Raw genomic sequence first — 13,502 nt, forward strand, 5'->3', positions numbered from 1 at the left:
TGAATGATAATGGTGTTCATGATGACTCACAGAGACGCAGGTTCCGTCGGACAAGTAAAATGACAGATGCTCTCAAGCTATTGATGGTTGAGGATAGTCCTTCATTGGCGGCTATTTACAACGCGTATCTGGCCGAGGAAAACTATCAGATCATCACTGTGGACTCACTGGGGCGCGCCCACGCTACGCTCGATGCATTTGTACCGGACCTGGTACTCCTGGATATAGAGCTACCTGACGGTAACGGCATTGATTTTCTTGATCATGCGATGACCCTCGACACACCGCCCAAGGTTGTCGTTATGACCGCTCACGGCACCTCGGATATGGCGGTCAACGCCATCCAAATGGGAGCCTCCGATTTTCTTACCAAGCCCTTTGATGCCGCGCGACTCAAAGTCACCTTAGGCAACGCTGCAGCACAGCTCGACTTGGGCAAGCAGATAGAGGAGTTATCGAGCAAGCAGCGTAAAAGCTATGCAAACTTTATCGGCGCCTCGAATGCGATGCAGACCGTTTATCAAACCATCGACTCTCTCGCGCCCAGCGATGCCACCGGCTTCATCGTCGGCGAGAGCGGTACGGGTAAAGAACTCGCTGCAGAGGCAATACACGCACACAGTCCGCGTTCTGGAAAAGAGTTCGTAGCGATCAATTGCGGCGCCATACCGGGCGAGCTCATGGAGAGTGAGCTTTTCGGTCACGTAAAAGGCGCATTCACGGGCGCGAGTGCTGCACGTGAGGGTGCTGCAAGTGTCGCTAATGGCGGCACGCTGTTTCTGGACGAGATCTGCGAGATGGATCTCGAGCTGCAAAAGAAACTACTGCGCTTCATACAGACCGGCACTTTCCGCAAGGTCGGCAGCAACACTTTGGAGACCGTGGACGTTCGCTTTGTCTGCGCCACCAATCGCGACCCTCTGGTCGAAGTTCGAGAAGGCCGATTTCGCGAAGACCTGTTTTATAGACTGCACGTTGTGCCTCTGCGACTTCCACCGCTGCGCGAAAGAGATCGGGACATCTTGATGATTGCTCGACACTTTCTGGACACCTATGCGAGCCAGTCTGGTAAAGGCTTCGCCAGCTTCTCTGCGGCCGCAGAGGAACAAATGCTCCGCTATGTGTGGCCTGGTAACGTGCGGCAACTGCAGAACGTCGTACAACAAGCCGTGGTCCTCAATCAGGGCGAGCAAATTGAAATCGATATGCTTGCTCTCGATGTTCATCAAGGCTTGATCGACGACACGGGGCGGGAAGACAATACCTCGCCGCAAGACAACACATCGACCCCAGAATCTGAGCAGGATGATCTCGCCAAGCGTAGAGCGATCGAACCCCTTTGGATGGTCGAGAAACGCGCCATTGAAGCGGCGGTAACCGCCTGTGACGGCAACATCAACCGAGCCGCAGGGTTGCTTGAAGTAGCTCCGTCGACACTTTATCGCAAGCGCCAGGCATGGGTTAATGATATCGATGTCGGTGAGTAAGTTAACTACGGGGATTACAACGTGTACGGACTGATCAATAGCGCACTTCAGGATATGGTGGTCACTCACTTTGGTGTGGAGAAATGGAAAGAAGTGCACAAGCGTTCGGGTGTGGCTGAAGACTCCTATCTCACTATGCGTCGCTATGACGACGAGTCGACCTATATGTTGGCCGGTGCCGCATCAGAAGTTCTGGATGCGCCGATAGATACCTGCATGGAAATGTTCGGTAAACACTGGGTAGACGAGATAGCCACAAGAAACTTTGCCCCGCTCATGGATGCCACCGGCAATGATACGGTCAATTTTTTGCACAACCTCAACAACCTCCACGACCGCATTGCCAGCACATTTCTGGACTACGTGCCTCCGGAGTTTCGCGTCGAGAACATCGACAAAGACGCGGGAAAATACTTTGTTCATTATTACTCCGAGCGCAAAGGTTTAACGTCCTTCGTTACAGGTCTACTGGGCGGTCTAGCGGATCACTTTGGGGACAAGCTCGAGATTTTTGCCGTCTCCATCGATGAGGACGGAGAGGGTACACACAGCGTTTTTGAACTCAGCATCCAGTGAAGACAGAACCCAGGCTCACCTGGTCTCAGCTCGAGAAACTGTTTACGGTTATTCTTGTCATTGCTGATGATGGCACCATCTTGTACTGCAGCGACACGCCTCGGCGGTACATGCCCACGCTCCAGAATGGAGCCCAGTTTTTTGACTTGTTCAAATTGCTACGACCCGCTGCGGCACGAAGCATTCCTGAGGTTCGGGATCATCAGGCCTCACTATTTCTTGTAAAGAGCGTCGATGAACGCTTCGCCATACGCGGCCAAATGGTTGAAACCACCTGGCAGGGGAATCCTGTGCTGTGTTTTTGTGGTGCGCCCTGGGCTTTCTGGATGAATGCCCACTGCCCGGACACCAAGCTTGGCATGGCAGATTTTTCGCCTCAGGACTCCCAGCTCGACCAGCTCTTCTTGATGACGACCGAACAACGCATGGTGAGCGACCTTGAAAAGCTCAATGGAGAACTACAAGAAGCTAAGCAGGACACCGAACTTGCGCAGGCCGCGAAGAGTGCAATGTTTGCGCGTATGAGTCACGAGATGCGTACCCCACTGAACGGTGTTGTTAGCGCCCTGTCTCTTATGGGCGATCATGAGATGGCCCCCAAAGCTCAGGAACTCCTAGATCTCGCCAACAGCTCTTCACGCAACCTTTTGCATGTCATCAACTACGTTTTGGATATCTCAAAAATCGAAGCCGGCGATGAGGTGTTTGAAAGTACTGTTTTTGATCTCGCGCTGCTTATGCGCGGTGTCGCTGATATTGTTCGAGCTCGCGCAGTAGAAAAAGACCTCCAGCTTTCATGGTCAGCCAGTCCCCTGCTTGGAAACCTGTACATTGGCGACAAGGCAAAGCTGCGTCAGTGCCTTCTGAATCTTATTACCAACGCCATAAAGTTTACCAACTCGGGCAGTGTGACAGTGCGCGCATTGCCATCGGCTAGCTCCGAAGACAACTATGTCCGATTCGAGGTAGAGGACACCGGTAGTGGTATTAGCGCAGAAGACAAGCAGCTGATTTTCGAACCGTTTTGGACCGGTAGCTCCGAGGCTCCCGATAAAGATAAAGGCACTGGCCTGGGTCTTGACCTCGTACGCCGTTATGTTGAGGTTATGGATGGCACTTTAGGCGTGATTTCTCACCCGGGGCGAGGCTCACTCTTTTGGCTGGAGATACCGCTGGAACCGGTTACCGAGGAAAACCTGTCAGCGCCGGAAGGGGCCGCTGACATGAGTGACGTTCCAGAGCGGTTCAAAGGCACCGTACTCCTGGTCGATGACAATGCAACCAACATGCTGCTGGGTCGCATGATTCTTGAGTCACTAGGCGTCACCGTCGAAGAGGCCTGTGATGGTGCGGTTGCAGTTGAGAGAGCCTTGTCGGAGACCTTCGACTTGGTGCTCATGGATCTGAACATGCCGGTGATGGACGGCGTAGCGGCGACTACCAATATTCGCAAGCAGCGCAGTGTCGACGAGCTCCCGATTGTTGCTCTCACAGCGTATGCCAGTAGTGAGGAACGAGACCGTTGCTTAAGCGTTGGCATGAACGATTACCTCACGAAGCCCATCGTCCGAGGTCGACTTGCTGAGCAACTTAATCGCTGGCTAACAGCAGATAACGATGCAGAGACATCCTCCCAGGCAAACGCCGAAGAAGCAAAGAGTGCTGAGCTACCGGAGAGTGATGTTCCCGACTCTCCTCCAGAACTGGCAACGGGCGTTCTTGATGAACTTCGCGAACAGATAGGCGAAGCGAGTCTGGGCACGGTGCTGGATCAGTTTGAAGGGGAAGTACGCAGCCGCTGGGAGAGTTACCTACGGGCCCTGGCGGATGGAGAACTCAGCGCCATGATTCGCGAGGTGCATACTCTGGCCAGCACCTGCCGCAGCCTGGGCTTAGCAAAAGCAGGCGAACACTTTGCAGCGCTGGAGACGCACATACGTAACAGTGATGCTCCACCAACAGAAGATTTGTCGATATCCGAAGACTTGCTTCAAAGTGGGCTCGGAGCTTTAGCGGAGTTTCGAAAAACCTAGTCGCCTGCCCTTCGGTAGTGTCTGCTAGGCTGAATTTAAGCTGATTTGTAAAGGATCGTAGTCATGCGTGTCATTCTCTGGATACTGGCCGTCCCCGTAATCTTGATCGTTTTAGGAGCGGTCCTCATACCGCTCTTCCTGGATGAGAAAGCCCTGGTCGATATCGTGGCGAAGCAGCTAAAGGATGAAAGCGGCGCGGTGCTTCGCGTTGACGGCGATGCCTCCCTCTCACTGTTTCCCAAGGTTGCCTTAGCTGCTAGCGATGTGAGTCTGGAGGTCCCCGAAAGCAACACGCAGATAGTTGCGAAATCACTGTCTGCAGGCGTCGCTTTAATGCCCTTGCTATCAAGCAGCGTCGAGATAGACAGCATTCAAGTGCAGGGCCTGACTGTCACATCAGAAGCCGCCAATGAAGAAGCCGCAAAAGCAGAAGCTACCGATACCTCGACTCTCAGCAATGCAGAGCTTGAAAAATTTTACGCGCTCCGAGCACAAGCACGTGTTAAAGCTCAGGCAGAGGCTGCCGCAACTGTACTAGCCGCGCCCCTGGCATTAGAAGTTGGGGAGCTGTCCCTCAGTAACATTCGGTTGATTACGGTGGACAGTGCGGGTGTCGCTATTAGCGAACTGCAGTTGCGACAACTCACCGCGAGCGATTTAAACCTCGATGGTCGGGTAGTGCCTTTAACTGGAGACATCATTATTCCGTCGGGCACTGATGCACCGCCCATGGAAATCACGCTGGCGGGGGAGTTCAGGACCGACTTGGATGCAGAGACACTGAATCTGGATAGTCTGAACGTCCGCGTCACGGGCGCTACTCCAGACGCCATTACCCTGGGATTGAGCGGTGACTTTTCACTGGATACGCAGGTAGCAGACCTGAGTATCGAGCTGCAAACCGGCGACCTGAAGGGCAGTGGCACCCTTCGCTATGCTAGCTTCGAAAGTCCTCAGATCGACGCCGATCTCGCTCTAACAGAACTTAACCCCGCTCTTCTTATTCTCGCCGGACCGGACGCAAGCGCAGAAGTCGCTCAAGATACTGCCTCCGCGGGCGGAGACGCACCGCTACCCCTCAATGCACTACGCATGATAGACACACGCGCGAAGCTTCGTATCGACACCGTTGTTCTCGACGCTCACAAACTCAGCAATGTAAGCGCCGCGCTGCGGATGGTCGACGGAGTGGCAACGCTCGACCCCGTATCTGCGCAGGTGCACGGCGGTGATATCAACTTCTCGGCCGTGTTTAACGGGCGCTACAACGTCGCCACACTGGCAACAGAAGGTGGGGTGGAAGCACTGGATGTCGCCCAAGCAGTTTCAGCAATGGAGCTGGGTATGGAGGCGCAGGGAGCGGCTAATCTCGAGTGGTCACTCAGCGGTTCCGGCGCAAGCAGTAACGCGCTAACCCAATCCCTCACGGGCCCCATCAGCTTCACAACCGAGGACATCACCCTTGCAGGCATCGGCATGGAGCAAATGTTCTGTAAAGGTGTGGCGCTGGTAAACCAGGAAGCGCTAAGCGCAGAGTTTCCTGCAGATACGCGCTTTGAAGCGCTGGAAGCGGAGATTATGCTGGCCGACGGGGTAGCTACTCTCAGTCCGCTTACCGCACAACTCGCTGCGGTTGGACTGAATGGGAATGGCACGCTGGATCTGGCTTCTCAGAATCTTCGCGCCAGCTTCCGCGCTCAACTCTCTGCGGCATTGGGCGAACTTGATCCGGCATGCAGAATCAACGAACGCTACTCGGATTTGCGTTGGCCTGTAGAGTGCAAAGGCAATCTTGCTGATGACCCCGCGGGCTGGTGTGGTGTAAACACCAGCGAAATCGTCAAAGACCTTGCGGAAGGTGAGCTGAAGCGCAAAGCCTCAGACGAGGCCGGCAAGCTATTCAATAAGCTGTTTAGACGCGACTAATTCAGCACGCGGTAGCCGCGTCCACCGAGGCAACGCTTTACTACCCTGACTTTGTCACGTTCACCCTCGGCAAGCCCGCGAGCGCCACCGGTTACAGCGCCGACACCGGCGCCCTGAACTGCGCCGTCAGTGCTGTCGCGAACGATAGCGCCTACCGCACCACCAACAACCGCTCCCGACGCGGCCCCTCGGGCTGCCTTTTCACCCGTTCGTACCTCATCGGCATACACCTCGCACTCCGCCTTATCAGCGGCGTACTTGGCCATGTCCACGCCCTTGCGGTCGATGATGATCTCGTCGGTCGTGGTGCAGGCGCTAACAAGCGTCAAGCACAACAGCCCCAGTACGGAGGTAACTCGAACCGGCAAACCCATGACGTAACTCCACTTTTAGCTGAATATGGGCTTGTACGCAGTAGAAGCCCTTATCTGTCGGACGCCAAAACGTCTAAAGGGTTCAGTTTTTCTCTGCGGCAACCAGTTCTCGGACATCTTCAAGCAGCATCGCCGCATCAAAGACAATCCCGTCACGCACGGTATAGCGAACGCCGCCAACTCTCTCCACCGAGCCTGTCTCGCGATTCAATCGACGATGTCCCGTGCCATACAAAAGCTTAAAGTTAGCCAAGGGGTTCTCGTCGAGGATCACTAAGTCGGCCTTCTTGCCTACCTCAACCGTACCGATTTCTCGATCAAGACCAAGAAGCTCAGCTCCATCGAGTGTTGCTGCCTTGATCACTTCCAGCGGATGGAAACCGGCTTCTTGCAGCAGCTCAAACTCACGTATGTACGCAAAGCCATAGACCTTGTAGATGAAGCCTGCGTCAGAACCCGTAACCACGCGGCCGCCGGCATTCTTGTAATCGTTGACGAACTGCATCCAACGCTCGAAATTTTGCTTCCAGTCGATTTCTCTTTGGGTTGTCCAATCAAAGAAGTAAGAACCGTGAATATTCGGATCCGCTTCAAAGGCCCGGGCCATGTAGGACGGTACATAATCGTCCATCCAGTCAGCGTTGCGAGCCCGCATGAGATCGCGATTGGCTTCGTAAATGGTGAAAGTGGGCGACAGCGTGAAATCGAGATCTACGAGCTCGGCGATAGTTCGCTGCCAGGTTTCCGAACCGGGTGCGGCTGCCTGCAACCACAGACGCCCTGCTTCACCAAAACGATCCTGTTCGTTGCTGTAGTTGTAATCGTGGGGATAGTCCTGAATTACACGATCATCGAACATGGCCTCCGGTAGGCCATACCAATGCTCCATGCTGTCCAGTCCGAGTCTCGCGCTATCCAGCACATTGGTCTGCACGACAGAAAGCTGCGCATGGTGATAGGACGTCTTCATGCCCAGTCGCTTGGCTTCTTCCATGGCCGCAGCGAAGGGCTCGGCCCGAGCGCCACGGAATTTCACACCATCCGCGCCGCGCTTACGAACAGCTTTCACCCAATCACGAGCTTCGTCGGCAGTGGCAGTAGACGGCGGGAACATCGCATGGACACGCATGCGAGGAGCACTTATTTTCCCTGCCGCGGACATTTCGCGATGTTTAACCGTCCAACCCAGCCCCATGACAGCGCCGACATCCCGTACCGTAGTGACGCCGTGAGCAAGCCATAACTTAAGTACATACTCGGAATCAGTCAGTGCCCCAGCTTGAGCGTGTCCCGGCGTACCGAGATGGGTATGGGCATCCACAAAGCCTGGCAGTACGTAGCCCCCATCGACGTCAATCACCTCAGCGCCTGCGGTCTCTGCATCGCCACCGTGACCGCCGCCAATGGAATGAATGCGGTCGCCACGTACTTCGATAGTCACCGGCCCTCTTGGAGGAGCACCATTACCCACGACCAACATCGCGTTTTTGATCAGTAGGCGATCAAAGGGGCCCCGGGCCTCATCGCCGCGAGGAGGCGCCAACTTTGGCGGAGCAAATCCCGCCGCAAGCGCGCCCGCAATGTTCTCTTCACCGGGTTCAGGCCTGCTGTCTGCCGCCATAGCAGGCAGCACTAAGAGCGAACTAATCAGGGCAAAGGCAGTTGTTACCGAGCGTCGAGTAACGTTGGAAGTGCGCGATGCAGGCATGAAGGTTTCCTCACGAGTTGTTTCTTAGCACTTTAACAAGAAACAGCGGTCGATTTTTTGGTGCCAGGAGCTGCGCCGTTATACTGCCGCCCCATACTTAACGCCCGAACCACCGCCCGAAGTGGTAAAACCTGGCTAGCAACCAAGCAACCCGATAAAAGTTACCATCCGCTTATGATTCGACGACGGCAATTTACCCACGCAGGCCTGCTTTTACCCTTTGCTGCTCATGCAGGTGGAGCATTTGCTGCTATGGAGACTCGTACTCCGCCAGAATCTCCATCACAAAGACCACAGAAGCAACAACGCCGTAAGATTCTTTTGGATACCGACATTGGCAGCGATATCGATGACGCCGTCGCGTTGGCCTATCTGCTCCGGCAACCACAATGCGACTTACTGGGAATCACTACGGTAACGGGAGACGCAGAGGGTCGCGCACAGTTAGCCGCGGCTTTGTGCAATGCTGCAGACAAAAAGGTTCCCATCTACCCGGGGCGAGAAACACCTCTGTTCGTCGACTCAATGCAGACCGAAGCGCCCCAGACTAAGCGACTCAAAAGCAGACTAGCCGAGTTTCCGCGCGATGCCGCGCTTAACTTCCTTCGCGACAGCATTCGAGAACACCCCCATGAAATCACGCTATTAGCGGTTGGGCCTCTCACCAATATAGCGACGCTTTTTGCTCTCGATCCGGAGCTTCCCGGGCTGCTAGCGGAGCTTGTCATTATGGGCGGCAAGTATTCTGACTACCCAACGCCTTGGGGGCCTACGGAATGGAACATCATTGTGGATCCTCACGCTGCAAAGCAGGTATTTGCTGCCCCCGTACCGCTAATCACAGCCACAGGTTTGGACATCACCTGGCAGGTCAGCATGAGTCCAGCGCAAGTAGCAGAGCGTTTTAAGGAAGACCCGCTTCTGGAAACAGTTCTCGACTGGTCAAGCGTATGGTTCGACGAGCGGGAGCTCTTACATTTCCATGACCCCCTCACGGCCGCCACGCTATTCAACCCGGACCTCTGTCAGTTTGAAGCGGGTGATGTTCATGTAGATTTGGAAAGTGAGCCGACGCCGGGCGTTACATCCTTTGTCAGGAACTCGATAAGCACTACACGAGTGGCCACATCCGTCGACCAGGAAGCATTCTTCAGCGAATACTTCGGTGTTTTCCAAAAATGAAGACCTTGGTTTTACAGTCCCAGAAGCCCGGCGTTCTGCCCTCGTGGCAAAGGCGCTGCTGCGACTCCGTGCGAGCGTGGTCCAAGCTCAGAGGCTTCGATTACAGTTTTTGCGGTGACGAACTCTTCCGCCCCTTACCTCCAGCCCTAAGAGAAAAGCTTCGCATTCAGCCAGTGGTCGCAACCGACCTGGCGAGGCTTCTTCTTATGGGCGAGGCCCTAAGGTCAGGCTACGAACGAGCAATCTGGTGCGATGCGGACCTGATGATTTTTCGCGACTTTGAACCTTTGCCTCTCGATCACAGTTTTGGTCGCGAGGTGTGGGTGCAAGGCAGAGACGACGGGGTTCATAGCTATCGTAGAATTCACAATGCCTGGCTCCAGTTTACTGCCGACAGTCCCATTCTGCCCTTTTACACAGATCGCGCAGCGGCAATGCTCGAGCGCGTAAAGATGCCGGTAGTTCCTCAGTTTATCGGCCCAAAATTACTGAGCGCATTGCACAACATTGTGGGCTTTCACGTGGAAGAGCGTGTAGGCATGCTCTCACCACTGTCGATGCGTGATCTTTTGCTAGGATCCGGGCCCGCACTATCAGAGTTATCGGAGGCACACGGTGAATCGCTTTGCGCGGTCAACCTATGTGCAAGCTACGTCGACAAAAGCAGCGATGGTGTTTGCCACAGTGACGGGGACTACAGCGCAGCAGTTCGCGCGTTGATAGCGCCGAACTGCCCGCTGTAAGGCATAGAGTCAGTCTTTGTCAGCTTCAGCCAGGATAGGCTCGCCGGTAGCAAACAACAGCCATACAATGGCGCCAAAAATATTGATACCTGCAGCAACTACAAAGGTTGCAGTGTAACCCCCCGTCAAATCTACCAGCATACCGGTCAAGGCCACGCCGATGATGCCTGGCAAAGTGCCGCCAATATTGGTGATGCTGAAGAGCACGTCGGCATGCTTGGGGGCTACATCCAGGTGGTTGCAGGCAAATCCTGCCCAGGCCATGGAAGACACGCCAAACGCAGCGCAGAGCGTGAACAACGCCATACCCGGTGTGGTCGCCTGGGCGGCAAGCAACAGCATCACTGCACCGCCGATAAGCCCGCCACACTGCATAAATTTACGGACAAAGGTCACGCTCTTGCCCCCGGCAATCCACCGATCGGCGACATAAGCAGACAAGTTGCCGCCTACGAACTGGCAAACCCACGGCCCAATCGCAAACAAACCTGATCCGGCGATGGACAACTCTTGTACGTCACGAAAATAGCTGGGGAGCCAGGCGAGAAAAAGATACAGGGTCCAGTTCGCGCAAAAATGGTTAATGATGAGCGCCCAAATAGCCGGATGTCGCAGAAACAGCGACCAGGGTATAGGAGCCTTCTCCTCTTCCTCGCTGTCTTCGAGCTCCGCTAACAAGGCCGCCTCTTGCGCTGAAATCGTAGGGTGCAGAGACGGCTTCGCGTGTACAAATTTGAGCCAGACAATTGCGAATAAGAGCCCGGCACCACCGAATACATAAAACACGCTTTGCCAGCCATAGGCATTGACCAATAGCCCAGTAGTCGACAGAGCAAAGATGGTGCCCAAGGGGATGCCCGTAAGGTTTACGGCAGCGGCACGGGACTTCTCGGCTTTCGGAATCCAGCGTCCCAGCAGATTATAGACACCGGGGAAACTGGCGGCCTCCCCCATACCCATCAATACGCGGGTAATAAGCAGTGCACTGAGGGACACACCGGCCGCGATGGGTGTCAGAAAGGTAAACAGCGACCAACCGATCAACGCGCCGCCCAAAAGCAACTTGCCACCGAAGCGGTTTGCCAGCCATCCTGTGGGAATCATGGCGAGCAAATAGCCGACAAAAAAGGACGACAGCACGTAGCCTTTGGTGGTCGCCGACCAGCCGAATTCTTCGGCCATGGGAATGATAGCGACCGAGATGTTGACGCGGTCTATGTAACAGATAAACGTCGCAAAAAAGCACAGGCCGATCAGAACGTGTCGCTTGGGCCACTGCGACGGCCGTCCAAATCCCCGCGCCAACTCAGATTGCGTCATCGGTACTCTCCCCGTTGACCAACGCGAAGTTGGTCTCGATTTATAGATTATTCACGGATAGTACACACAAGCAGGAGCGTCACTGCTTTTCGGCATACAGTTTAGGCAGCGCGCAGCGCCCTGCCCAAGGTTTCTTCGCCCAGTGTCTGGGTGAACTCGCCATCCTCCCAAACAAGCTCTCCACGAATCATCACTTCTCTGACGATAGCGGGAGGCCGATTAACCATTTGGTGATGACCGAACAGGTCCCTGAATACATACTCCCGGGTATCGTTACAGTCCCAATCCTTAAGAACCTCGGGATCAATCAGTACCAGATCTGCTTGAGCACCGAGATCCAGTGTCCCCACATCAATGTTGAAAAACTCTGCTGGCTCCCTCGTAAGCCGCTTCACCATTTTTGCGACCATGGCATCCCCTTGCTGCTGAGCAAGTTTCAGAGACATCAGGTTGCCATCAAAGAACGCCATGTTGGTAAGGTGCGCACCGGAGTCATTGAAGCCAGGTAGCGCCTGAGGGTGCATGAGGTAATCCATGGTCGCCCGATTATCGATATTGGAAACATCCGCCCAATAGCGAAAACCCTTGTCGTAGCGGCGCATAAGAAAAAGCATAAAGTCCGCGTCGGTCTCGGGTCGCACTTCAAGAGAAGCGAAAGCCTCGCGCTCGGCATCAGATCGAGCTTGAGCGCTGTCTCCATCCATGAAGCCCAGCAAACGCTCATGAACCTTATCGAAGGATTCACCGTCCCAATCGGATACCGGCGCTCCGTCAAAGACAAGGCGGTGAAGATCACGAATCACGAGATGGTCCGGCATACCCAGTTTCGCTTTGAAGCTTGCCCAGTCCCCACCGGTGCGGCCATGCATCCAGTCATCGCGAAACTGCGCTACCCACTGGGGATCGTGCATCAGTGCATGACGCCCCTCGACATCATCGTACTCAAGAGCAATCAGCTGCGCCGTGGAGGGAAGTTCCTCATAGAGAGGGCTGACAATGCCGTCAGACCACACACGAAAGTTAGTGCCCAAGGCCTGAAAATGCAGACTGCCCTTAAATAGCCAGCTGTTCATGAGTTTGGCAAAGCCCAAAAAGGCCTTGGTAGCGCGCGGCGCCAGCACGAGTTCCATAGCCGACAGCGCTGATACCTTGAGGGTCTTCTTAAACAAACGACCGCTGGTCAGGGTGAAATACATAAGTGCAGTAGCGCGGTTCTCGATGATCGGTGTGGTCTGCCAAACCCTGTTGTGCTTACGCACCACCTTCATCAATCGGCGCAATTCTTTGAATCCTGCAAACTGTGTGGGAATACGCTTATCCGTGTGGGGCTCGTTGGACAGGTAATGAAAAGGCAGCCCGTCCGTTGATAAGCCCAGGTAACCCTGCTCCATGGCACGGTCGAGTATCGACTCCATTTCCTGATATTCCTGCTCTGTAGGATCGCGACTAATCGCGGCCTCCATGCCCATGACTTCAACACGGAGCATAGAGTGAGGAACAAAGGCTCCGACATTGGGCCCAAGAGGCATGTCGGCAAAGTGGTCCATGTAGCCACCGGTGTCCGACCAGCTGATGGCATCCACGCACTTGCGCAACACGGGCTTGGGGATGTTCTCGACGCGGGTAAAGCAGTCGACAATCGGGTCCTGCCCGCTGTCATCCCGCTGGTGACCAAAGCAGGTACCCAGACTGCAATTACCAAAGAGCACGGTCGTGGTGCCGTGACGCACGACTTCCGTGAGCCGTGGGTCAAGATCCACTTCCAGATCGAGATGAGTGTGGATATCCAAAAGCCCGGGCATTAACCACTGGCCTGTGGCGTCGATGGTGCGCCGTGCAGGTCCCTCCGGTAGCGCCGTGCCTTTGGCCGCAATGCGTCCGCGACGTACCGCAATATCCATGCGCCTTGGGGGCTCTCCGCTGCCGTCAAACACTGTGGCGTTTCTAAACAGAACATCCCAGCTAAAGTCGTCGACCTTTTCTTGCCAGTCTTTCTCATTTTCCGGATTGAGTTCGTCTTTCCCGCCTTGATCCACCAACTGCACGCTCAGTCTCCTGTCTGTTCCTACGACCATAGTTGCCGTGAGAGCAAAGAAGGGTAACCATGCTGCCCAAACAAACCAAGCCTATTTAGTTGGCAATTCTTTGGAGCC

General features: G+C 54.9%; 10 protein-coding genes. 6 read left to right on the forward strand and 4 right to left on the reverse strand.

Annotated elements, in window-relative coordinates; translation table 11 throughout:
* Nucleotides 1-59: 59 nt before the first annotated feature.
* From AB8B76_RS00990 to AB8B76_RS01005, 4 genes are all read left to right on the forward strand, one after another.
* Nucleotides 60-1,487: a sigma-54-dependent transcriptional regulator gene (locus tag AB8B76_RS00990; RefSeq protein WP_405268960.1), complete on the forward strand. Its 1,428-nt coding sequence runs from the start codon at nt 60-62 to the stop codon at nt 1,485-1,487.
* A 21-nt stretch (nt 1,488-1,508) separates the two neighbouring features.
* Nucleotides 1,509-2,063, forward strand: a complete 555-nt coding sequence (locus AB8B76_RS00995; protein ID WP_405268963.1) for a heme NO-binding domain-containing protein — start codon at nt 1,509-1,511, stop codon at nt 2,061-2,063.
* Nucleotides 2,060-4,096 (forward strand): ATP-binding protein, encoded by a 2,037-nt coding sequence (locus AB8B76_RS01000; protein ID WP_405268966.1) that lies wholly within the window; start codon nt 2,060-2,062, stop codon nt 4,094-4,096. Before AB8B76_RS00995 ends, AB8B76_RS01000 begins: the two co-directional genes overlap by 4 nt.
* Nucleotides 4,097-4,159: 63 nt before the next feature.
* Nucleotides 4,160-6,022 (forward strand): AsmA family protein, encoded by a 1,863-nt coding sequence (locus AB8B76_RS01005; RefSeq protein WP_405268968.1) that lies wholly within the window; start codon nt 4,160-4,162, stop codon nt 6,020-6,022.
* Here the strand turns inward: AB8B76_RS01005 and AB8B76_RS01010 are convergent.
* Both AB8B76_RS01010 and AB8B76_RS01015 read right to left on the reverse strand, forming a co-directional pair.
* A complete protein-coding gene (locus tag AB8B76_RS01010; protein WP_405268971.1) occupies nt 6,019-6,396 on the reverse strand; it encodes a glycine zipper family protein in 378 nt (125 codons plus the stop codon). The two genes, AB8B76_RS01005 and AB8B76_RS01010, sit on opposite strands and share 4 nt — an antisense overlap.
* 82 nt (nt 6,397-6,478) lie before the next feature.
* A complete protein-coding gene (locus AB8B76_RS01015) occupies nt 6,479-8,104 on the reverse strand; it encodes an amidohydrolase family protein (RefSeq protein WP_405268974.1) in 1,626 nt (541 codons plus the stop codon).
* 174 nt (nt 8,105-8,278) lie between these two features.
* Between AB8B76_RS01015 and AB8B76_RS01020 the strand changes: the two genes are divergently transcribed.
* Together AB8B76_RS01020 and AB8B76_RS01025 are read left to right on the forward strand one after the other, a co-directional pair.
* Nucleotides 8,279-9,286: a nucleoside hydrolase gene (locus AB8B76_RS01020; protein WP_405268977.1), complete on the forward strand. Its 1,008-nt coding sequence runs from the start codon at nt 8,279-8,281 to the stop codon at nt 9,284-9,286.
* Nucleotides 9,283-10,029 (forward strand): hypothetical protein, encoded by a 747-nt coding sequence (locus AB8B76_RS01025; protein WP_405268980.1) that lies wholly within the window; start codon nt 9,283-9,285, stop codon nt 10,027-10,029. The genes AB8B76_RS01020 and AB8B76_RS01025 overlap by 4 nt, the downstream gene beginning before the upstream one ends.
* Nucleotides 10,030-10,038: 9 nt before the next feature.
* On the opposite strand, the gene AB8B76_RS01030 is transcribed toward AB8B76_RS01025, so the two are convergent.
* On the reverse strand, nt 10,039-11,349 hold the full coding sequence (locus AB8B76_RS01030) for an ACS family MFS transporter (protein WP_405268983.1): 1,311 nt from the start codon (nt 11,347-11,349) through the stop codon (nt 10,039-10,041).
* Between the two features lie 101 nt (nt 11,350-11,450).
* A complete protein-coding gene (locus AB8B76_RS01035) occupies nt 11,451-13,394 on the reverse strand; it encodes an amidohydrolase family protein (RefSeq protein WP_405268985.1) in 1,944 nt (647 codons plus the stop codon).
* Nucleotides 13,395-13,502: the final 108 nt, after the last annotated feature.

It is taken from the genome of Congregibacter sp. (assembly GCF_045107095.1).
In the GTDB taxonomy this organism is placed as follows: Bacteria; Pseudomonadota; Gammaproteobacteria; order Pseudomonadales; family Halieaceae; genus Congregibacter.